General features: G+C 68.0%; 21 protein-coding genes. 9 read left to right on the top strand and 12 right to left on the bottom strand.

Annotated features, from left to right (window positions below):
- Positions 1–67: 67 nt before the first annotated feature.
- Positions 68–1,027, top strand: a complete 960-nt coding sequence (locus tag FDA38_RS18470) for a sigma-70 family RNA polymerase sigma factor (RefSeq protein WP_137255243.1) — start codon at positions 68–70, stop codon at positions 1,025–1,027.
- A 70-nt stretch (positions 1,028–1,097) separates the two neighbouring features.
- On the opposite strand, the gene FDA38_RS18465 is transcribed toward FDA38_RS18470, so the two are convergent.
- On the bottom strand, positions 1,098–1,802 hold the full coding sequence (locus FDA38_RS18465) for an HAD family hydrolase (RefSeq protein ID WP_137255242.1): 705 nt from the start codon (positions 1,800–1,802) through the stop codon (positions 1,098–1,100).
- A 44-nt stretch (positions 1,803–1,846) separates the two neighbouring features.
- Positions 1,847–2,995 carry a CPBP family intramembrane glutamic endopeptidase gene (locus FDA38_RS18460; RefSeq protein ID WP_137255241.1) on the bottom strand — a complete coding sequence of 383 codons (1,149 nt, stop codon included), beginning with the start codon at positions 2,993–2,995 and terminating at the stop codon, positions 1,847–1,849.
- Positions 2,996–3,042: 47 nt separating this feature from the next.
- Between FDA38_RS18460 and FDA38_RS18455 the strand changes: the two genes are divergently transcribed.
- On the top strand, positions 3,043–4,005 hold the full coding sequence (locus FDA38_RS18455) for a Dyp-type peroxidase (RefSeq protein WP_137255240.1): 963 nt from the start codon (positions 3,043–3,045) through the stop codon (positions 4,003–4,005).
- A 3-nt stretch (positions 4,006–4,008) separates the two neighbouring features.
- Here the strand turns inward: FDA38_RS18455 and FDA38_RS18450 are convergent, their stop codons facing one another.
- Positions 4,009–4,920, bottom strand: coding sequence for a hypothetical protein (locus FDA38_RS18450; RefSeq protein WP_233714782.1), 912 nt, complete (start codon positions 4,918–4,920; stop codon positions 4,009–4,011).
- A 106-nt stretch (positions 4,921–5,026) separates the two neighbouring features.
- Between FDA38_RS18450 and FDA38_RS18445 the strand changes: the two genes are divergently transcribed.
- The 3 genes from FDA38_RS18445 (at position 5,027) to FDA38_RS18435 (ending at position 8,282) form a co-directional block, all read left to right on the top strand.
- Positions 5,027–6,577 carry an ATP-dependent DNA ligase gene (locus FDA38_RS18445; RefSeq protein WP_137255239.1) on the top strand — a complete coding sequence of 517 codons (1,551 nt, stop codon included), beginning with the start codon at positions 5,027–5,029 and terminating at the stop codon, positions 6,575–6,577.
- On the top strand, positions 6,570–7,244 hold the full coding sequence (locus tag FDA38_RS18440; RefSeq protein ID WP_137255238.1) for a class I SAM-dependent methyltransferase: 675 nt from the start codon (positions 6,570–6,572) through the stop codon (positions 7,242–7,244). Before FDA38_RS18445 ends, FDA38_RS18440 begins: the two co-directional genes overlap by 8 nt.
- A 168-nt stretch (positions 7,245–7,412) precedes the next feature.
- On the top strand, positions 7,413–8,282 hold the full coding sequence (locus tag FDA38_RS18435) for a helix-turn-helix domain-containing protein (RefSeq protein ID WP_233714781.1): 870 nt from the start codon (positions 7,413–7,415) through the stop codon (positions 8,280–8,282).
- Here the strand turns inward: FDA38_RS18435 and ctaD are convergent.
- The 3 genes from ctaD to FDA38_RS18420 all read right to left on the bottom strand — a co-directional run bounded on the left by ctaD (position 8,279) and on the right by FDA38_RS18420 (position 11,676).
- Positions 8,279–9,955 carry an aa3-type cytochrome oxidase subunit I gene (gene ctaD / locus FDA38_RS18430; RefSeq protein ID WP_233714809.1) on the bottom strand — a complete coding sequence of 559 codons (1,677 nt, stop codon included), beginning with the start codon at positions 9,953–9,955 and terminating at the stop codon, positions 8,279–8,281. The genes FDA38_RS18435 and ctaD overlap by 4 nt on opposite strands.
- Before the next feature lie 123 nt (positions 9,956–10,078).
- Positions 10,079–10,879 carry an LLM class flavin-dependent oxidoreductase gene (locus tag FDA38_RS18425; RefSeq protein WP_137255236.1) on the bottom strand — a complete coding sequence of 267 codons (801 nt, stop codon included), beginning with the start codon at positions 10,877–10,879 and terminating at the stop codon, positions 10,079–10,081.
- Positions 10,876–11,676: an alpha/beta fold hydrolase gene (locus tag FDA38_RS18420; protein WP_137255235.1), complete on the bottom strand. Its 801-nt coding sequence runs from the start codon at positions 11,674–11,676 to the stop codon at positions 10,876–10,878. The genes FDA38_RS18425 and FDA38_RS18420 overlap by 4 nt, the downstream gene beginning before the upstream one ends.
- An 85-nt stretch (positions 11,677–11,761) precedes the next feature.
- On the opposite strand from FDA38_RS18420, the gene FDA38_RS18415 reads away from it, so the two are divergent.
- A complete protein-coding gene (locus FDA38_RS18415; RefSeq protein ID WP_137255234.1) occupies positions 11,762–12,637 on the top strand; it encodes a LysR family transcriptional regulator in 876 nt (291 codons plus the stop codon).
- Here the strand turns inward: FDA38_RS18415 and FDA38_RS18410 are convergent.
- The gene (locus FDA38_RS18410; protein ID WP_233714780.1) at positions 12,630–14,645 is read right to left on the bottom strand and encodes a DUF1906 domain-containing protein; all 2,016 of its coding nucleotides are present in this window, start codon (positions 14,643–14,645) and stop codon (positions 12,630–12,632) included. The two genes, FDA38_RS18415 and FDA38_RS18410, sit on opposite strands and share 8 nt — an antisense overlap.
- Positions 14,646–14,819: 174 nt before the next feature.
- Here FDA38_RS18410 and FDA38_RS18405 point away from each other — a divergent pair, with 174 nt between their 5' ends.
- Complete coding sequence (locus FDA38_RS18405) at positions 14,820–15,395, top strand: TetR/AcrR family transcriptional regulator (RefSeq protein WP_137255232.1); 576 nt, start codon at positions 14,820–14,822, stop codon at positions 15,393–15,395.
- A gap of 52 nt (positions 15,396–15,447) precedes the next feature.
- Positions 15,448–16,650, top strand: coding sequence for a Cmx/CmrA family chloramphenicol efflux MFS transporter (locus FDA38_RS18400; protein ID WP_137255231.1), 1,203 nt, complete (start codon positions 15,448–15,450; stop codon positions 16,648–16,650).
- Here FDA38_RS18400 and FDA38_RS18395 read toward each other — a convergent pair.
- A complete protein-coding gene (locus FDA38_RS18395) occupies positions 16,608–17,405 on the bottom strand; it encodes a TIGR02569 family protein (protein WP_137255230.1) in 798 nt (265 codons plus the stop codon). The two genes, FDA38_RS18400 and FDA38_RS18395, sit on opposite strands and share 43 nt — an antisense overlap.
- Before the next feature lie 70 nt (positions 17,406–17,475).
- Between FDA38_RS18395 and lexA the strand changes: the two genes are divergently transcribed.
- The gene (gene lexA, locus FDA38_RS18390; protein ID WP_137255229.1) at positions 17,476–18,129 is read left to right on the top strand and encodes a transcriptional repressor LexA; all 654 of its coding nucleotides are present in this window, start codon (positions 17,476–17,478) and stop codon (positions 18,127–18,129) included.
- On the opposite strand, the gene FDA38_RS18385 is transcribed toward lexA, so the two are convergent.
- Genes FDA38_RS18385 through FDA38_RS18370 form a run of 4 tightly spaced genes read right to left on the bottom strand, consistent with a single transcriptional unit; the run spans position 18,126 to position 21,307 of the window.
- Positions 18,126–18,563: an SRPBCC family protein gene (locus FDA38_RS18385; protein WP_137255228.1), complete on the bottom strand. Its 438-nt coding sequence runs from the start codon at positions 18,561–18,563 to the stop codon at positions 18,126–18,128. The two genes, lexA and FDA38_RS18385, sit on opposite strands and share 4 nt — an antisense overlap.
- 16 nt (positions 18,564–18,579) lie before the next feature.
- Complete coding sequence (locus FDA38_RS18380; protein WP_137255227.1) at positions 18,580–19,743, bottom strand: acyltransferase family protein; 1,164 nt, start codon at positions 19,741–19,743, stop codon at positions 18,580–18,582.
- 17 nt (positions 19,744–19,760) lie between these two features.
- The gene (locus FDA38_RS18375) at positions 19,761–20,951 is read right to left on the bottom strand and encodes an RNA polymerase sigma factor (RefSeq protein ID WP_202877720.1); all 1,191 of its coding nucleotides are present in this window, start codon (positions 20,949–20,951) and stop codon (positions 19,761–19,763) included.
- Positions 20,952–20,959: 8 nt separating this feature from the next.
- The gene (locus FDA38_RS18370; protein ID WP_137255225.1) at positions 20,960–21,307 is read right to left on the bottom strand and encodes a YciI family protein; all 348 of its coding nucleotides are present in this window, start codon (positions 21,305–21,307) and stop codon (positions 20,960–20,962) included.
- Positions 21,308–21,342: the final 35 nt, after the last annotated feature.

The raw sequence follows: 21,342 nt of genomic DNA, 5'->3' as shown, positions 1-21,342 counted from the left end.
ACACTGGTACCGGAATCTTGAACCCTACTCGAGCGTTGCTCTCCATGTAACGACGAAGGGAGTTTCGGTGGCTCGCATGGCTCGTGTCCGGTCGACGGACGACGGTATCGACGGCAAGGACAGTGTAGGTCTCTATCTCGAAGAGATCGCGCGTACGCCTTTGCTGACGGCTGAGGAAGAGGTCGAGCTCGCTGAGACGGTCGAAGCAGGACTCCTTGCGGAGCAACTGCTGGCCGAGGGGCGGGTTGGACGTAAGAAGGGCGGAGCGCCCAAATATGCCACGGAGGAGGAGCTGGAGTGGCTGGCCGAAGCAGGCCGGCGCGCGCAGCAACGGTTCGTGACCGCGAACCTCCGGCTCGTGGTGTCGATCGCCCGCCGCTACGGGCGGTCCCAGATGCCGCTGCTGGACCTGGTCCAGGAGGGCAACACGGGACTGATCCGCGCGGTGGAGAAGTTCGACTACCGGAAGGGTTTCAAGTTCTCGACGTACGCGACCTGGTGGGTGCGGCAGGCCATCACCCGCGGTATCGCGCAGCAGGCCCGAGTGGTCCGGCTGCCGGTGCACGTGGTGGAGCAGCTGAACCAGATCGGGTCGGCGCGGCGCACGCTGGAGCGCAAGCTCGGGCGCGAGCCGGAGATCGACGAGATCGCGGCGGAGCTGGGACTGGACGAGGAGCGGGTCACTGAACTGATCCGCATCGGCCGGGACCACATCAGCCTGAACAGCCCGGTCGACGACGAGGGCGAGACCTCGCTGGGTGACCTGATCGCGGCCGAGACCGCGCCGGGTCCGGACCAGCTGGTCGCGGACGCGTCCGACCGTTCGGGTCTGTTCAGCCTGGTCGACCAGCTCGACCCGCGGTCGGCGGACGTGATCCGGCGTCGGTACGGCCTGCACGACGGCCGCCAGGCCAAGCTGGCCGACATCGGCGCAGTGCACGGCATCTCGGCGGAGCGAGTCCGCCAGATCGAGCGTGAGGCGCTGGGGCGCCTGCGCCTGATGGCAGACCCGACGCTGGCCGCGTAACACCCACTCCGAAACCCCTCAGGACCCCCGAGCCGCGATCCGGCTCGGGGGTCCTTCGGTATGTCTGGGGTCAGTTCCAGCTATCGATCAGCGCGGGGAGCTCCGAGAGGCGCTGGATGGTGGCGTCCGGCGTACCTTCGGTGTGGCCGATCTGCTCGGTCGGGATCGCGCTGTGTGGCAGGTGAGCGGCCCGCATGCCGACGTTCTGCGCGCCCCAGACGTCGTCGAATAGCCTGTCGCCGACGAACAGGCACCGGGACGGCTCCGACACCCCGACCGCGCGCATCGCCGCCAGGAACGTCTCCGGGTGCGGCTTCGTGTACGGGATCTCGCTCGTGTACACCGCGCCGTCGAGCAGCTCGTGCACGCCGTCGCGGGCGAAGATCTCCTCGTGCCGCAGGCGTGGCCAGATCGTGTTGGACAGTACGCCGATCTTCAGCCCACGCGCCCTCAGCTCCCGCAGGGTGTCGATCGCATCCGGATCTAGCTCCGTGTGCGGGTCCCACTGCCGGTCGTACTCCGCCTGGGCGGCCGGGCTCATCACCACGTCGGCCAGCTTGCACACCTCTTCGAGCGTGCTGCTCAGATGCTCGTCCCGCGAGCGCCGCCAGATCGACCCTTCGGCCGCCACCAGCCGGGCCGCCAGCTCGTCGGCTTGCGCCTCGTCGAGCACCGTGGCGACGGCTCGCCAGGTCTCGTGCAGGTCGATGTCGTGCCAGGTTGCCAGTGTGCCGCCCCAGTCGAACAGGACGGCCTCGATCTTCGCGTTCGTCACCCGGCAAAGCCTGCCAGAGCCGACCGACAGTTCTCGCGTGGTTTTCAGCTCACCCGAGCGACCTGCTGCCGGCGAGCGAGCCAGGTGATCGCGAACGCGTAGAACGCGAGGCACGGGATGTCCGAGACCAGCAACGTCCACGGTGCGCCGCCCTGCTCGTCCCAGCCGGACAGCTGACCAGTTGCTGCAGGCAACATAAACGCGAGCAGGTTGTTCAGCGCGTGCAGCGCGATCCCCGCCTCCAGTCCCCCGGTCCGGACCGTCAGCCAACCGACGGTGATCGCGAACAGGAACACGTCGGCCATCGCCCACCCGGTGTAGCCGTGCGCCGACACGAACGCCGCACCCCCGATCACGATGCCCGGCCACGGCGACCGGAACACCGTCCGCAGCCAGCGGGCCCTACCGTTCGGGTTGTCCGGGCCGTACGCGCCGACCGCCTGGATCAGCCAGCCGCGGAAGATGAACTCTTCGGCCGCCGACTGGAACGGCACCAGGAACAGGATCACCAGCGCCGGTACGACGAACGCCCCGAACCCGATCCACGACCCGCCGTCGTTCCCGATCGCGTCATCGGGCGGGAAGATCGCATCGACCAGCAGCCCCATCGCGTACGACAGCGCGAGGTACCCGAGGGCAGGAACGCAGCACAACAGCAGCCAGCGCCAGCGGATCTTGTTCAGGACCGAGGCGACGCTCCAGAACGGCCGGCGTTGGACGACCCACGCGGCCAGCCCGACGCACGGGGTCAGGATGCCGAGCATCACCAGCGTGACCGCGAGGTTCTCGGTGTCGCTCGGGAAGATGTCCGAGCCGCTCGGAGTCGGGAACGGGCCGGCGACGACGCGGTGCACGATCGTCCAGGCGACGACGACGCCGGTCGTCAGGAACAGGACGAAGGCGCCGAGCAGCAGCGTCCCGACGATCGGGCGCCACCACGCGTGTTTCGGAGTACGAGCGAGCCGGTGGAACGGCGTACCCGGCGGGGCGGGGATGATTCGGGGCTCGCGGTAGGCATATTGGACCGGGTACGGCGCCGGCGCACCCCACTGCTGAGGGTGGGGCGGCGGTGCGCCCCACTGCTCCGGGTACGGGGCGGCGTGGGGCGGGGGCGGTGGGTACTGCCCCGGCTGGGAGTATGGGCCCGGTTGCTGTTGCTGTTGAGGTGGCGGTCCGGGCTGTTGCGGGTCCATGACTGGACTCTAGAAGATCGGGCCAAGCAGACGGAGGGAAAAACACGGTGGTTACTGATCCGGAAACATCCAGGTCGACGGATGCGCTGCCGCAGTCCGTGCTGATGCCGCTCAGCGGCTCGGCCATCTTCCTTGTCGTCCAGGTCGACGAAGGTGGCGAGGACCGGACCCGCGATCTCCTGGAGCGGCTGAGCGGTCTCGTGCGCTCGGTCGGCTTCCGCGTGCCGAACGGCAACCTGTCCTGTGTCACCAGCATCGGCTCCGAGGTCTGGGACCGTCTCTTCAGCGGTCCTCGGCCCGCCGAGCTGCACCCGTTCATCGAGCTCAAGGGCGCGACCCATCACGCTCCAGCCACACCCGGCGACCTGCTCTTCCACATCCGGGCCGCCCACCAGGACCAGTGCTTCGAGCTGGCCGGCCAGATCATGAACCTGCTCGACGGCGCCGCCACGGTCGTCGACGAAGTACACGGCTTCAAGTACTTCGAGATGCGCGACCTGCTCGGCTTCGTCGACGGGACCGAGAACCCGACCGGCTCCGACGCACAGGCCGCCGTACTCATCGGTGACGAGGACCCCGACTTCCAGGGCGGCAGTTATGTGATCGTGCAGAAGTACCTGCACAACCTGAAGGCGTGGAACGCGTTGACCGTCGAGCAGCAGGAGGCCGCGGTCGGCCGGACCAAGCTCGACGATATCGAGTTCCCCGACGCGAAGAAGCCGGCCAACGCACACATCGTGCTGAACGTGATCGAGGACGAGGACGGCAACCAGTTGCAGATCCTGCGCGACAACATGCCGTTCGGCACGATCGGCGCGCAGGAGTTCGGCACCTACTTCATCGGCTACGCGAGGACCCCGGCGGTGACGGAGTTGATGCTCCGCCGGATGTTCATCGGCGTACCCGAGGGCACCCATGACCGGCTGCTCGATTTCTCGACCGCGGTCACGGGTGGCCTCTTCTTCACGCCGACGTCGGACTTCCTCGACGACCTGCCGCCGGCGCCCTGAGGGTCACTCGCCGTTCAGCGGCGGGTCGACGAAGCTCGCCCAGCTGTAGTTCACCGGGTCGTCGAACGTCCCGGGCACCTTGCCGAGGCTGTTGATGACGGTCGCGGTTCCGTTGGCGTGACCAACGGCGTACAGGTACGCCGAACCGGTGTCCTTGTCGATGCCGAGCAGCAGCGTGCCGTACTGACCGCAGCGGGTTGTCAGCAGCGACTCGAAGCCCTGCCAGGTGCTGGTCCGCAGCGCCTTCACGACCGGCTTCATCGGCGAGGTCAGCGGAATGCGGATCGTGTAGAGGGCACCACCACGAGTCGTCGCCAGCAGCGTGTCGTACGTCGACGTCCGGCTGATCAGCGCGACCGCCTTCACCGACGCGAACCCGGCGTACGAACCCGCGGAGCGCCAGACGGGCTTGCCGTTGACCTCGCTGACGAACCACCGGTAGAGCACGCCATCGTTGCGCAGTGCGTACGTCCTCGAGTTGCTGCCGCCGTCCGCCGACCAGGACTTGGTCAGGGTGCGGAAGTCGTTCCAGCCGCCGCCGATGCGGGTCATCTGGTTGCTGACGACCTTGCCGTCGGTCCCCTTCTGGGTGAGCAGGCCGCCGTCGTACAGCACGCCGCCGGTGACGACGTCGCCGGTCAGCGCGGTGTTGTCGTCGAAGTCGTCGTCCCAGACCCACTCGCTGCTCAGGGCGACGGCTCCTGAGAACGGCTGCTTCGCCATCGTGTCGACCGGCTTGACCGAGATCGGCGAGGTCGCGTTGACGTACTTGTCCACGAGGTCCTTGCCCGCGGTCACCGAGCCGGCCTGGATAGAGCAAGCGGTGGCCGTAGGCGCCGCCACCGCCGTCGTGGCAGTTGTGAGGACGGGCGCGGCCAGGAGCAGGCCTGCCGCTGCCGCAATCATCTTTCGCATAGTCGTTCCCCCTTAGGCATTGAGTTTCACTCAATCTCCTCGATGCCGGGGTCGCTTCGAAAGTTGTGAAAGCCAACCTGTCGGTGCCATAGGCCAGACTGGATTCATGTTGCTCTCCGAGGTGGTCACGACGTCGGCCGCGCTGGCCGGGACCAGATCGCGGCTGAAGAAGGCGGAGTTCATCGCCGGATTGTTGTCCAAGGCCACAGAACCCGCCGAGATCGAGATCGTCGTGACGTACCTGTCCGGCGAGCTGCGGCAGCGCCGGACGGGCGTCGGCTGGCGGACGCTCGCGGATGCGCCCGAGCCGGCCGCCGACCCGTCACTGACGGTCGAGGAGGTCGACCAGGCGTTCGCGGAGCTGGCCGAGATGTCGGGCACCGGCGTGCAGGCCCGGCGGCGGGAGGCCGTGGACGGGCTGTTCGCGCGGGCGACGGCGGATGAGCAGTGGTTCCTCCGCCAGCTTGTGGGCGGCGAGCTGCGGCAGGGTGCCCTCGACGGCGTGATGGCGGACGCGGTCGCACGGGCGACCGGGATTCCGCTGGACAAGATCCGGGCCGCGGCGATGCTGCGCGGAGCAGCTGCTCCGGTCGCTGTCGCCGTACTGACCGAGGGCGAGGCGGGGCTGGCGCAGTTCGGGCTCGAGGTCGGGCGTGGGGTGCAGCCGATGCTCGCGCAGTCGGCCACGACGGTGGCGGAGGCGTTGACGAAGACCGGTACGCCGGCTGCGCTCGAGTGGAAGCTGGACGGGATCCGGATCCAGGTGCATCGGAAGGCCTCGGACGTCGTGGTTTATACGCGGACGCTGGACGACATCACGGCGCGGGTGCCGGAGGTGGTTCGGGCCGTGCTCGAGCTGGAGGCCGAGCAGGTCGTGCTCGATGGTGAGCTGATCGCGCTGCGGCCGGACGGGCGGCCGGAGCCGTTCCAGGTGACCGGGTCGCGGACGGCGACGCGTGCGGCGACGGGGCCGGAGTCCGTGCCGCTCACGCCGTACTTCTTCGACATCCTGCATCAGGACGGCCAGGATCTGCTCGGGCTCGACGGAGCCGCGCGGCAGGAGTGGCTGTCGAAGCTGGTGCCGGAGGAGCGGCGGGTCCCGCGGCTCGTGACCGATGACGCTGAGGCGGGGCAGGCGTTCTTCGCGGATGCGGTGCGGCGCGGGCACGAGGGTGTGATGGTGAAGTCGTTGACCGTGCCTTATGAGGCGGGGCGGCGCGGGTCCGGGTGGGTGAAGGTCAAGCAGACGCATACGCTGGATCTGCTCGTGCTCGCGGCGGAGTGGGGCCACGGGCGGCGGACGGGCTGGTTGTCGAACCTGCACCTCGGTGCGCGCGATGAGGAGACCGGCGAGTTCGTGATGCTCGGGAAGACGTTCAAGGGGCTGACCGACGAGTTGCTCCGCTGGCAGACCGAGCGCTTCCAGGAACTCGCCGTACGGCGGGACGACTGGGCCGTCTACCTTCGCCCGGAGGTGGTGGTGGAGATCGCGTTCGACGGGGTGCAGACGTCGCCGCGGTATCCGGCGGGGATGGCGTTGCGGTTCGCGCGGGTGATTCGTTATCGGGAGGACAAGCGGCCTGCGGACGTTGATACGGTGCAGACCGTGCGTGCGATCCATGTCGGGCTCACTGAAGAGGGTGCGAGTGATGAGTGAGGATCCTGACGTCGCCTCTCGGCGGATCGCGCGGGAGTCGCTCGACCGCGACGACGCGACGGGCTGGTTCGAGCACCTGTACGCCGCGGCGGCGGAAGGGTCTGCTGTGGTGCCGTGGGACCGCGGGACGGCGCACCAGCAGCTGATCGACTGGGTCGACGAGTCGCAGCCGGATGGTGCTGGGAAGACCGCGGTGGTGATCGGCGCCGGGACAGGGTGGGACGCCGAGCTGATCGCGGACCGCGGGTACGACACGACCGCGTTCGACATCTCCCCCACCGCGATCCAGACGGCCCACCGCAACCACCCGGACTCCAAGGCCCACTACATCGTCGCCGACCTCCTGTCCCCGCCGGCGGACTGGCACCGCGCCTTCGACCTGGTCCTGGAGATCTACACCGTCCAAGCGCTGCCGATCCACGTGCAACCCACCGCCATCAAGCAAGTCACGGAACTGGTAGCCCCCGGCGGCACCCTCCTGGTCATAGCCGCCGCCCGCCCGGACACCCAACCGGACGAGGAGGTCCAGGGTCCGCCTTGGCCCCTCACTCGCGCGGCCATCCAGTCCTTCACCGCCCCAGATCTTCACCTGATCCAACTGGACCAGGCGCCCAGCCCGAGCGACCCGACAATCCTCCGCTGGCGAGCCGAATACCTACGCGACTAGCCGACGCCCACCCACGCGCGCTCCCGCATCCCGCACCTGCCCACCAGGACGCCGTACTGCGATCACCTCACCGGCGAGCTGTCACCACACGCCGACGCCGTACAGCGCTCCCGGGTGGGTTGAGATTGCATGGGAACACCTGTTCGAAAATGATGTAGGCTTGGGTGTATGGCGGGGCGAGGCGTAGTGGGGCCGACGGCTCTGCGGATGATGCTGGGCGGTCATCTGCGGGAGCTGCGTGAGCGCGCCGGTGTCTCCCGGACGGATGCCGGCTGGGCGATCCGGTCGTCGGAGTCCAAGATCAGCCGGCTCGAGCTCGGTCGGGTCGGGTTCAAGGAGCGCGACGTCGCCGACCTCCTCACGCTGTACGGCGTCAACGAGGCGCGCGAGCGGGACCGGCTGCTGGAGCTCGCCCGCGAGGCCAACGACCCGGGCTGGTGGCATCGGTACGGCGATGTCACGCCTGACTGGTTCGACGCGTATCTCGGGCTCGAGGCGGCCGCCGACCTGATCCGCACCTACGAGATCCAATTCATCCCGGGCCTGCTGCAGACCGCGGAGTACGCACGTGCCGTCGCCCGGCTGACGCCCTCCGGGGTGCCGACCGAGGCCGAGATCGAGAGGATCGTGGCACTGCGCACCCGCCGGCAACGGGTGCTGGACCGCGAGCCGCCGCTCAAGCTCTGGGCGGTGATCGAGGAGTCCGTGCTGCATCGTCCGATCGGTGGCGCCGAGGTCCTGCGCAACCAGCTGGACTCGCTCCGCGAAGCGATCACCCGGCCCAACGTGACGCTTCAGATCATCCCGCTCGCCAGCAGCGGTCATGCCGCGACCGGTGGGGCGTTCTCGCTGCTCCGGTTCCCGCAGCGGGATCTGCCCGACATCGTTTACCTGGAGCATCTGACCAGCGCGCTGTACCTCGACAAGCGCGACGACGTCGAGGCATACACCCAAGCCCTCGACTTGCTGGCATCCAGCAGTCCGTCACCACAGCAGACCGACGAGCAGCTGACCCGCCTGCTCGAGCGCATGCGCTAGTCGTCGGGGTCGGTCGACTTGAGGTGTCCGATCCGCCCCTGGTCCTCGCCCGCGTCGAGCAGACCGTCGGAGTCGGTCCGGTTCGTGTCGTACTCCGAGAGCGCGATGTCCGGGTGGTGCATGTCGAAGGCCGGCGAGTCCGAACGGATCCGCGGCAGCTGGTCGAAGTTGTGCCGCGGCGGCGGGCAACTCGTCGCCCACTCCAGCGACCGGCCCCAGCCCCACGGATCGTCCACCTCGACGAGCGGGTGCCGGCGCGACTTGTACACGTTCCAGAAGAACGGCAGCGTCGAGATGCCGAGGATGAACGCACCGACACTCGACACCTGGTGCAACGTCGTGAAGCCCTCGAATGACTTGTAATCGGCGTACCGGCGCGGCATGCCCTCGACACCCAACCAGTGCTGCACCAGGAAGGTCGTGTGGAAGCCGATGAACAGCAGCCAGAAGTGCAGCTTCCCCCAGCGCTCGTCGAGCATCCGCCCCGTCATCTTCGGCCACCAGTAGTAGAACCCGGCGAACATCGCGAACACCACGGTCCCGAAGACCACGTAGTGGAAGTGCGCAACGACGAAGTACGTGTCGGACAGCTGGTAGTCCAACGCCGGCGAAGCCAGGATGACCCCGGTCAGACCACCGAAGAGGAACGTCGTGAGGAAGCCGACGGCCCACAGCATCGGGGTGTCGAAGGACAGCGAGCCGCCCCACATCGTCCCGATCCAGTTGAAGAACTTCACCCCGGTCGGTACGGCGATCAGGAACGTCATGAACGAGAAGAACGGCAGATTCACCGCGCCGGTCACGAACATGTGGTGCGCCCACACCGCGATCGACAGCGCACCGATGCCCATCGTCGCCGCGACCAGGCCGATGTACCCGAAGACCGGCTTCCGGCTGAACACCGGCAGGATCTCGGTGATGATGCCGAAGAACGGCAGCGCGATGATGTAGACCTCGGGATGCCCGAAGAACCAGAACAGGTGCTGCCAGAGGATCGCGCCACCGTTCGACGCATCGAACACGTGCGCCCCGAGCGATCTGTCCGCCTCCAGCACCAGCAGCGCCGCCGCGAGAATCGGGAACGCGATCAGCACCAGGATCGACGTGACCAGGATGTTCCAGCAGAAGATCGGCATCCGGAACATCGTCATCCCCGGCGCCCGCATGGTGATGATCGTGGTGACGAAGTTGACGCCGCCGAGGATCGTGCCGAGACCGGCCATCCACAGGCCCATGATCCACAGGTCGCCGCCGATACCCGGCGAGCGGACCTCGTTCGACAACGGCGAGTACGCCGTCCAGCCGAAGTCGGCCGCACCGCCCGGGGTGACAAACGCCCCGACCGTGATCAGCCCGCCGAACAGGAACAGCCAGTAGCTGAACATGTTCAGTCGCGGGAACGCCACGTCCGGCGCGCCGATCTGCACCGGCATGATCACGTTGGCGAACCCGACGAACAGCGGCGTCGCGAACAGCAGCAGCATGATCGTGCCGTGCATCGTGAAGAGCTGGTTGTACGTCTCCTCGTTCACGATCTGCAGGCCCGGCTCCGCGAGCTCGGCGCGCATGATCAGCGCCATCACGCCGCCGATCAGGAAGAAGATGAACGACGTGATCAGGTACAACTGGCCGATCACCTTGTGATCGGTCGTCGACAAGAGTTTGCCGATCACCTGGCCCAGGGGCCGCCGTCGTAGTCCGACAGCAGTCGCTCCGGTGCGCTCGGTGATCCCAGCCTGTCCGCTGACGCTGGCCACGGTTCGATTAGACACCTATGGCCCCGGGAGGAACACCCCTTACCGCGGCGGACCGGCCGCGATCACCGTGCGTACGTCGGCCAGGCGCAGCGTCGTGGGGTCGACGTCCACCAGGCACCAGGTCGCCCCGGCGTCGGCGTACGGGCGCGGATCGACGTCGGGTTCCAGCGCCACCGCGATGTCGTAATTGTCCAGATTGCCGCGCAAATCCCGGAGTACGGCGGCCGGCTCGGCGAGCTGGTCCGGCGACGTGAGGTTGACCGGGAAGAAGCCGTCGTACCGCGCTGCTCGCCGGATCGGCTTCGCGTTACCGGGGAAGCCGGCGATCCACACCGGCACCCGACCGGCGACCGGACGCGGCAGGAACTGCACGTCGTCGACCAAATAGTGCTTGCCCCGATACGCCACCGGCTCTCCCGTCCAACCCGCCGTGAGGATGTCGAGCGTCTCGTCCATCCGCTCAGCCCGAACCCGGTCGTTCACCTCCTCGCCGGTCTTCGAGTACTCCTGCGCGAACCGGTCGCTGCCCAGTCCGACCCCGAGCGTCAACCGGCCACCTGAGAGCCGGTCCAGGGTCGTTGTCTCGCGCAACAACTTGGTCGGCCGCCGGCGCGCGATCGGTGAGACCATCGGGCCGATCCGCAGCCGCTCGGTGGTCATCGCCATCGCGCTCATCGCGATCCACGGATCCGACACCAGCCGGACCGGCTCCCGCCACCACAGCTGGTCCCACAGGAAGAACCCGTCCCAGCCAGCCTCCTCGGCCGCCGCTGCCAGCCCAGCGATCTCCCGCGGATCGGACAACTCGTCGAACAACGGCAGCCAGATCGCAAACTTCATGACGCCACCTCGTCCACGAAGGACTTCCAGTACGGCGCCGACAACCCGTGCCCCATCCCGTCGAGCACCACGAGCCGAGCGCCCGGCACCGCGTCACGCACCGCCTCACCGTGCGGCAACGGCAGCAACGGATCGGCATCCCCGTGCATGACGAGCACCGGCATGGTCAGATCGCCGAAGCCGCCGTTGCGCGGGCCGTCGAAGGTCATCGCGAAATGGTTCGTCAGCGACGCCTCGTAGTTGCGAGCCCGGGCCATGTCCCGGCGCACCAAATCACGGGCGGCAGCCTCGTCGAAATGTCCCGCTGCCTCGGCCTCGATCGACCGTACGACGTACTCCTCGACCGCAGCCGGGTCGCCGAGGTCAGGCGTATCCGCATATGACACCGACGGTGGCGGCAGACCCTCGTCGCCGGTGCTGGTCGAAACGAAGGTCAGCGAAGCGACGCGCGACGGGTAGTCGACGCCGAGGATCAACGCGATGCCGCCGGACATCGACTGCGCAACCACGTGCGCACGCTCGATGCCAAGGACATCAAGCAGGCCGACTGCGTCACCGGCCAAAGAGCTCATCGCATAGCCCGGCTTCCCGACCGGGAACGAGGTCGACCGGCCGGTGTCGCGCTGGTCGTAGCGGATCACGAACCGCCCGCGGGCTGCGAGTTCGGTGCACAACCGGCTGTCCCACCACAGCATCGAGGCGGTGGCGCCGTGGATCAGCAGGACGGCGGGGTCGGCCGGATCGCCGTACGTCTCCGCGCAGATTTCGATGCCGTTGACCGAGTAGAAGTTCTCCATACGGACGACCGTAGAAGGCAGCAAGTGATCGTGAAAAGCGATTGATTCTTATCAAGGCGATCGCCGTTGGCGATAGAGTGCCGCCATGTACGAGTTGCGTCATCTGGCGACACTGGCTGCCGTCGCCGACGAGGGATCGTTCGGCCGCGCCGCGAGCAGGCTCGGGTACACCCAGTCGAGCGTCAGCCAGCAGATCGCAGTCCTCGAGAAGGCCGCCCGCGGTCCGCTGTTCGATCGACCCGGCGGGCCGAAGCCGGTGCGGATCACGCCGCTCGGCGCCGTCCTGCTGCAGCATGCCCGCGACCTGCTGCGCCGCGCGGACGAGCTGAGCGACGGGATAGAACGTTTCCGCGCCGGCGACAGCCGGATCGACATCGGCACGTTCCAGACCGTGTCGAACACGCTGCTGCCGCAGGTGATCCGCGGTCTGCGCGATGCGCATCCGGGCTGCGATATCCGGCTGTTCGAGGAGGAGACCGACGATCCCGATCTCACCGGGCTCGATCTGATGTTCTTCGACGGCAGCACCGACGACACGATCGAGGATCTCAAGCTGCTGGACGACCCGTACGTCCTGGTCGCGCGCCCTGGCGACTTCCCGGCCGGCCCGGTCCCGCTCGAGAAGCTCGACGGACTGCCGCTGGTCGCCCATCCGGCGATCTGCCATCAAGCGGTGGTCGAGGCCTTCCTGCGTGCTCGCGACATCCGCCCGCAGTTCGTATTCCGTACCGAGGGCAACGAGGCGTTGCTCGCGATGGTCCGCGCCGGTCTCGGCGCAGCGCTCGCGCCGCGTCTCGCCGTACTGCGTGACGACCCGAGCCTGACGCTGCACGAACTCACGCCGGAGCTCCCGGCGCGGGAGATCTTCTTGCTGTGGCAGGCCGGCCGCACGCACTCACCTCTTGCGGCACACGCGATCGAGCTCGCGCGGAGTGCGGCGGCCGACCTCCCCTTCAGCTGACGGTCAGCACCTTCGACGCGGTCTGCGTGCCCTGGTGGTCGGCGTCGGCCAGCCACACCACGCGGTACGTGTAGGTTCCGCGTGCGGTCGGCTTGATGCTGAACGCGTACTTCCCGTTCGACGTCAGCTTTCCGGTCGTTACCGCGACCCACGTCGTACCGGAACGCTTCTGCAGGTACGCCGTCGTGCCGGCGTGCGGCGGGTTCAGGTACCCGTACAGCAGCGTCGACGCGCCGAGCTTGATCGCGCCCGGAGTGAGGTACGCCGACAGCGCCGGGTGTACCTGGACCAGCGGAGCAGTACTCCGCGTCCCGAGCACAGCGCCACCGCCGTTGTAGCCCCACATGTAGTACGTCGACACGGCCGGCTTCTGCGACGTCGAGGCGATGCCATTGGAGTCGGTGGTGAATGTGCCGACTGTCGTCCACTTGCTGGCGTTCTTCGCCTTCGCGTACAGCACCGCCGGTACGCCGGCCAGCTTCACGCCGTCCAGCCGACTCACCGCCGTCGACAGCGTCACCGCCTGCGTGTACATGATCGAGGCCGCACTCGCCCCGATCGTGGCCTTGGACCCGATGAGCTTCACGTCCACGCCGGGACCGATCTTGCCCTTGCTGTCCTTCACCCAGACGCGGTAAGCGTAGCTGGCCGAGTTCGACAGCCCGATCTGGGTGAACAGGCTGGCCGCGCCGTTGTAAACCGCCGTACCGGAGGTCGGCAACGGCGGCGGGGTCGAGCCGACCGCACTACGAACCATGATCTGGCCAAGCGTCACACCCGCCGGCTTCGTCCAGCGCAGGGTGGCCGCCGCAACCCCACCGGTGACGGTGAAGCTGGTGACCGGTGGCGGCGGGGCGGTCAGGTTCAGGTAGTTCTTGTCGATCGACATCGTCACGCCACCGTTGGTCTCACTCACGTCGCCCGCGAACTGGTGGACGCGCTGGTGGTTGTTCCAGTACGCCGCGTTGATGAACCGGCTGGTCCCGACCGGCGATCCCCAGTGGGCGAACCAGATGTTGTCCGGCCGGGTGTACGCCGTGCTCGTGTAGGCGCTGTTCAGGTCAGCGCCACCAGACGCCGCACCGACATACGCACCGCCGACATACCCGCGTGAGTTCAGCTCCTGCGTCCACCCACTCAGGTACGACAGCACGGCCGCCTTGCACGCCGCCGTCGACGTGTACGCCTCGATGTCGCTGTAGATCGCGCTCCGCTGGGCGAATCCCAGCGCCTGCGCAGCCGCGACCGCGTTGATCGCGGCGTTGCGACCTTGGGTCAGAGCGGTCGACGCGACCGACGACATCCGGCTCTTGTAGGTCGTGCACGGCGCCTGATAGCCGACGTCGATCAGGAGGAACTGCCAGCCCTTGCTCGCGTTCGTGGCGACCCAGTCGGCGGTCAGGTTCGGCTGCGCACACGCACGCAGTCCGCCACTGATGTAGATGCCGACCCCTTGGTAGACCGAGCGCCATGCATCCATCGACGACTGCGCCGGCGCGGCGCAGGTGTCGAACCCGTTGCCCGCGAAGTTGCCGGTAGCAACCACCGATGGGGTGACCGCGGCAGGCGCCGCGACCCGGGCAGACGGTGTCTTCGTCACGACGCGACCGGTGGCGAGTACGTCGCTCGCCGCGCTCTCCGCGCCCGGTGCGTAGTACGCGGTCGCGAGCACGCCGGCATCGGTGACCGTACGCCGGAGCAGACCGTCGCTGGACGGCGTGTTCGTCGTCAGCGGCTCCAGGATCAGGCCGGAACTGCGGCCGACGAGATGCGCCGGGCAGTTGGCCTGCGACGTACTGCGGCCGAGATACACGGCCGGCTGGTCGAGCCGGACGCAGGCGGTCGGGTCGGCGGTCAGGTCGACCACCGGCCAGTTGGCCGGGACTGTTACTTGGTAGCCGCGGTACGAGACGGTCTTGGTCCCGTCCGCGACAGCTGAAGTGGTAGCGGTGAGACCCGCCACCAGGGCGAGGGCGAGTGCCAGCCCCCCAGGTCTGAACAACCTCACAGTGCTCCCCAGATGATCGACGATCAGAGCCCCCAAGTGAAAGCGAGCACCTGCGCTCTTGTCGAAGAGCATCCGGCACTCGCCTCGATGCCCGGATGCTATCGGCGCAGGTGGTTCACCCGTTGGCCACCCCATTTTGGATCGATCGGTCCATAACGTGCTATGGTGGCTGACATGCCGAGACCGAGGACATTCGACGAGGATCGCGCCGTCGACGCCGCGATGCGGGTGTTCTGGACGGCCGGCTACGAAGCGACCTCGACGCAGGACCTGTGCGAGGCGACCGGCCTCGGCCGGAGCAGCATCTACAACACGTTCAGCAGCAAGCGCGATCTGTTCGACCGCGCCCTCCGCAGGTACGTCGACCAGTTCACCGCGGCCCAGCTCGAGGTGATCGAGGACGCCGCCGTACCGATCCGGGAACGGGTCCGGCGGATCCTGTGGACCGCCGTCGAGCCGGAGCCCGACGACCCGACCGGCTGCTTCGTCATCAACACGATCGTGGAGCTCGGCCCGAAGGACGCCGAGATCGTCGACCTGCTGGACCGGGACCACGAGGCCAAGCTGGCCGCCCTGACGAACGCGATTCGCGCGGCGCAGACCAATGGTGAGGTCGACCCGGAGCAGGACCCGAACGGGCTCGCGACATACGTCTTCACTGTTCTCGGCGGCCTGCGGGTCGCCGCTCGGCGTGGCGCCGACCGCGCCGAGCAGCAGGCGGTCGTCGAAGCGACCCTGCGCAGCTTCTGAGCATCATTTCTGCCCACTTTTGCACTGAACGATCCACTACGAGAGGGACCTCATGCCTCGCGCTGTCTATCTGCTCGGCCTGGCGATCTTCGCCCAGGGCACGTCCGAGCTGATGCTGGCCGGCCTGCTTCCCGAGATCTCGACCGACCTGGGCGTGTCGATCCCGGCCGCCGGCCTGCTGATCTCGGCGTTCGCCGTCGGCATGCTCGTCGGCGCGCCGATCCTGGCCGTCACCACCCTGCGCTGGTCCCGCCGCGCGGCGATGCTCGCGTTCCTGGCGATCTTCGCGCTCACCCACGTCGCCGGCGCACTGACCTCGTCGTACGGCGTACTCCTCGCGACCCGCGTCGCCGGCGCGTTCGTGTACGCCGGGTTCTGGGCGGTCGCATCGGTGACCGCGATCGAACTCGCCGGCCCGGAGGCGCGGGCCAAGGCGATGAGCATCCTGGCCGGCGGACTCACCGTCGCCACGATCGTCGGCCTGCCCGCGGGAACGTTGCTCGGCCAGCACCTCGGCTGGCGGTCCGCGTTCTGGGCGGTCGCCGTACTGTCGGCGCTCTCCATCATCGGCATCGTCGCGACGATCCCGCGCGGCCGGGCGGAGCGCACTCCCGAGCTGCGGCACGAGGTACGCAGCATGGCGAATCCGCAGCTGTGGCTCGCGTACGGCACCACGGCATTGTCGACCGGCGCGATCCTGGTGATCTTCAGCTACCTCGCTCCCCTGCTCACCGAGACCACAGGACTGTCGGACGGCTGGGTCCCCGCGATCCTGGCGCTGTACGGCGTCGGCGCGCTGATCGGCATCACGGTCAGCGGACGGACGGCGGACCGGCGTCCGTTCAGCACGCTGGTCCTCAGCCTGACCGGGGTGATCGTCGCGGCGGTCGTGCTCGCACTCGCGACGGGTACGCCGTGGCTCGCCGTACCGGCGATTATCGCGGTCGGCACGTTCGGGTTCGCAACGAACCCAGCGGTGAACTCGCGGGTGTTCAGCGTCGCCGGCTCCGCGCCGACACTGGCCGCGGCGTTCAACATCTCCGCGTTCAACGTCGGGATCACGGTCGGTCCGTGGCTCGGCGGGCTCGCGCTGGACGCGGGCGCCGGGTATTCGTCGGTCGGGTGGATCGGCGCCGGACTCGGAGTACTTGCCTTCGGCACCATTCCGCTCGCGGTCTGCGCGGCCGGGCGCGCGCGGCGGTCGGCTGTTGATCAGCCGGCGTACGAGAGCGCGAGCTCGATCACCGGCGCGTAACCCGAGCGCCGGGCCTCGGTCCAGGTCGCGGCGCCGCCGGCCAGGTCGTCGGTCGCCATCCGATAGATGAGCGCGCGGATCAGCATCTGCCCCCACTCCGGCAGATGCGACCACCGTTCCGCGAGGGCCGGTTCGGCGTCGTACCAGCACAGCGCGTCGGCTACGGCGACCGCCGACGCCCACGAAGGCGGTCGCCAGTACACCGGCCAGTCGATGATCGCTGGCGGGAGCCCGTCGGCGAACATCACGTTCCCCGGCAGATCCCCGTGCACCACCTGGTCCACCAGCTCGACCGGTCGCCAGGCATCGACCAGCGGCCCGGCCAATTCGACGTACGCCGGACTCCCGTCGTACGACTGCTCGCCCCACGCGACCCGATCGCCGTCGGACCATGGATCGCTCCGCCCGTCGAGGAAGTCGGGCCGCGGCAGGTCGGCGACAGCCGCATGGAAAGCCTCGGCCGCCCGCAACACCTCATCTTGTCGCCGGACATCGGTCGCCCCAGCCAGCAGCTCGGAGCCCTCCCACCCGAACGCGACCCATTCGCCACTCCGACTCTGCACCGGCCGAGGTACGCGAAACAGCGAGGACTCCGGCAGCTTGGCCAACACCTCAGCCCGCCACACGCTCTCCGACTCTGCGCGCTTCAGCACGACGGATCCGGAGCGCCACGTCTCCCCCTGCCCACCCGGCAGCAGGACCGCGGGCTCGGTGAGCGCGAACGCATCGAGGACTTCAGCCGAAGGACCAACCATGCCCGCACCCTGCCACGAACTGCGCGCGGGGCTCACCAGGTTTTAGGTCGGGGAGCTATAGGGTTCTGCGGTGACTGATCTCGACCTGTTCGGCGACCTCGACACCGCGGCTCTTCCGGAGCGGCAGCAACGGATCCTGGTGGTGATCCGCGACTGGGTGACGCGGCACGGGTACCCGCCGAGCAGCCGGCAGCTCGGTGACGCGGTCGGGCTGCGCTCGTCGTCCTCGGTGTCGAAGCACCTGGCCAGCCTCGAGGAGAAGGGCTTCCTCCGCCGGAGTCCGTCGGTGTCGCGGCCGATCGACGTCCGGATGTTCCTGCAGGAGTCGGGCACGCAGGCCACGAGTGACGACAACGTCCCGGTGCCGGTGGTCGGCGACATCGCGGCCGGTACGCCGATCTCCGCAATCGAGCACGTCGACGACGTCATGCAACTCCCCCGCGGGCTGACCGGACGCGGCACGGTGTTCGGGCTGCGCGTCCGTGGTGAGTCGATGATCGACGCTGCGATCTGCGACGGCGATATCGTCGTCGTCCGCCAGCAGACCGAGGCGCACTCGGGCCAGATCGTCGCCGCGATGATCGACGAAGAGGCGACGGTCAAGGTCTACCGTCGCCGCAACGGCCACGTGTACCTCGAGCCGCGCAACCCGGCGTACGAGGTCATCGACGGCGACAACGCATCGATCCTCGGCATCGTCGTGTCGGTACTGCGCAGCGTCTAGCGCTCCAGGTTGGTCTTCAACCGGGCCATGTTCTGCACCATCTCCTTGCGCGACTGCGGAATCACCATCAGCGGCACGATCAGCTTGCCGATGCCGTGACCCTGGAAGTCGAGGTCGATCGTCACCGTGCTGGCGTCGCGGCCGGCGATCGGCTCGACCGACACCCTGACCGTGGAACGGATCGGTCCCTCGTCACCGTGCACCGCCCACGCCCGCGGCGGGTCGAACTCGGTCAGCCGCGACGTCACGTCCCGCTCCCGGCCGCCGATCTTGCGCCGCGTCAGGCACTTCGCGCCGACGACCGGTTCCCCGCCTTCGAGGTGTCCGCCGGTGACGTTGGCCTGCCACTCGGTGAAGTGGTTCGGATCGGTGACGTAGGCGAACACCTCGTCCGGTTTCCGCTCGACCTCGATCTTCGTGACGATCGTTCCCATTGCCCCAGTCTCCTAGTCAGTCGGATGCTTCCGACCTGTTGACGATCGGCGCGGCCGTGGATTCGACACGCTTGACGCCGAACAGGACCGGGACTCCGGGCAGGGACGAGACGAGCAGGGCCAGTGCGGCGGAGACGACGAAGGCGGACGGTAGGAGTACGGCGTACTTCGTCCAGATCGCGGCGTCCCACTGCACGACGAAGAACGCGATCGCGAGGATGACCGGCTGGTGGACGATGAAGTACGGCATCGCGGCGCGGGCGAGCGGGGTCGGGACTGCGCGCTGGAAGGCGGCCGCGCGCATGCCGAAACCGAGGACGGCGACCAGCCAGCCCCAGACGGCGAACGTGATCAGTGGTGAGTACCACAGGTACTGCCACGAGTACCCGGGGTCCGGCCACCACCCGTCGAGGAAGTCGATGATCCCGGTGAAGACGCCGATCAGGAAGGCGCCCAGGCCGAGGATCAGCCCGGGTGCGGCGTCCCGTCGTACCGCTGCCATCAGCCGCTCGTCCGACATCACCAGATACCCGACGACGAAGAAGTCGAAGAAGAACACGAACTCGCCCCACCCGTGCTCCGGCCCCGGCGCGGCGAGCAGCAGCAGATGCACCGGCACCAGCGGTACGGCGAGGAGCAGGATCGAACCGCGCCGCTGACATCGACGCGCGATCCAGTCCGTCCGGCCGCGCAGCAGGACGAACAACGGCAGCCCGAGGACGGCGAACTGGATGAGATAGACGAGGAACCAGAGGTGGTAGGTGTCGCGCAACCATAGCGGTGCATCTCCGGCGAGATCACTGAAGAATGTCCAGAACGACTGCGTCGATCGGCCCTTGTGGCGCTCCTCGATGAAGTACTGCAACGGTGAGAGCAGCACGTACGCGACCACGAACGGTACGAGCAAGCGGAGCGACCGCTCCTTCAGGAACTGCACCGCGGTCCGCCACCGTAACGCCAGCCAGGCAGCCGATCCGGAGATCATGAAGAAGAACGCCAGCCCCCACAGACCGAGGAAGGCGATCGCGATCGAGATCCCCTCGCTGGTCTCCGCGTTCTTCACGTGCCAGTCGCCGTCGTCGAACGGCCGCAGGGTGTGAAACACGAACACCCCGAGAACCGCCAGCACCCGCAACCAGTCGAGAAACCACAACCGTTCGCCCCGCCCCTGAGCTCCCATGGAGCAAGGATGCTGGTTCAGCGGGCCAGGCGCTCGCGCAACAGGTCGAGTTGCGCCGGATTGGCGGTCAGCTCCGCGGCACGCTCGTCGGCGACGTGTGCTTCGGCGTCGCGGCCGAGGTCGCGGAGGAACTGCGCGCGGGTCGCGTGGAACAACGGATACGTGTCGAGTGCGAGCCGGTCGACTTCCGCGAGAGCGACCGCCGGACCCTCTACGAAGGAGAGCGCGACCGAGCGGTGCAGGCAGGTCACGGGACTCGGCTGCAGAGTGAGCAGCATGTCGTACAGGACGAGGATCTGCCGCCAGTCGGTCTCGGCCCAGGTCGGCGCCTCGCTGTGGCAGGCGGCGATGGCGGCCTGCAACTGATACGGGCCGGGCGCGTGGTGACGGTGGGCCGTCCTTGTGAGGAGGGCTGTCGCCTCGGCGATGGCGGTTTGGTCCCAGAGCGTACGGTCCTGGTCCTCGAGCAGGACGAGTTCGCCGGCGGGTGTGAAGCGGGCCGCCGTACGGGCTCGGTGCAGGCGGATCAGAGCGAGCAGACCGGCGGCCTCGGGTTCGTTGGGCAGGAGCCCGTGGAGTAGCGCGGTCAGCCATTCGGCGTCGTCGACCAGGTCGCGGGAGTGCGCGCGCTCCGCCGTACTCGAGAGGTAGCCCTCGTTGAAGAGCAGGTAGATGACGGTCAGTACTTCGGTGAGGCGCTCGGGCAGCTCGTCGTCGCGCGGGATCCGGTACGGGATGCCGGCGTCGGTGATCTTGCGCTTCGCCCGCGTAATGCGTTGCGCGACGGCGGTCTCCTTGGCCAGCAACGCCGCCGCGATCTGTGCGGTCGTCAGGCCGCACACGACCCGCAGCGTGAGGGCAACCTGCGCCTCGCGCGCGAGGGCCGGGTGGCAGCAGGTGAAGATCAGCCGCAGTCGATCATCCGACGCAGCTGGTTGCTCGTCCTGGTGCTGGAGCTCGGCCAGCTTGGCGCGGTAGTTCTGCTGACGACGCAGTACGTCGAGACCGCGCCGCTTGGCGACCGTGAACAGCCAGGCGTCCGGCCGATCCGGGATGCCCTCGACCGGCCAGCGCCGGAGCGCGATCTCGACCGCGTCCTGGACCAGGTCCTCGGCCGCGGAGAAGTCCCCGAGCAGCGACACCAACGATCCGGCCAGCCGGCCCGCGTGGTCACGCACCACGCGGGCCAGCTCGTCCTCGGTACTCACATCTGCGTTCACATTTCGGCGACCGGACGGATCTCGACGACGGGGCAGGCCGGCCACGTCCTGACCATCCGCAGCGCCTCGTCCAGGTCCGCGACGTCGATCTCGGTGAACCCCGACACGACCTCTTTGCCCTCGATGAACGGCCCATCGGTGGTCATCGCCACCCCGCCGTCCAGACGGACCGTGGTCGCGGTCTCTGCCCCCTGCAGCTTATTTCCGCGGTCGCTGATCTTGTCGCGGTGGTCGTCGAACCACTGGTACACCCGCTGGTACGCCTGCTCGCGCTCGCCCGGCGTCATCGCGTCGAGCTCCTTGAGGTAGTCCTCGGTCTCGATGAACATCAGCACGTACTTCACCCGTACACCTCCAGTAGATAGCTTCAGCCTGATGA

Origin of the sequence: Kribbella jiaozuonensis, from assembly GCF_005233875.1 — a bacterium.
Classification (GTDB): Bacteria; Actinomycetota; Actinomycetes; order Propionibacteriales; family Kribbellaceae; genus Kribbella; species Kribbella jiaozuonensis.
Note: the sequence above shows the minus strand (reverse complement) of the source record. Positions and strands in the feature narration are given on the sequence as shown.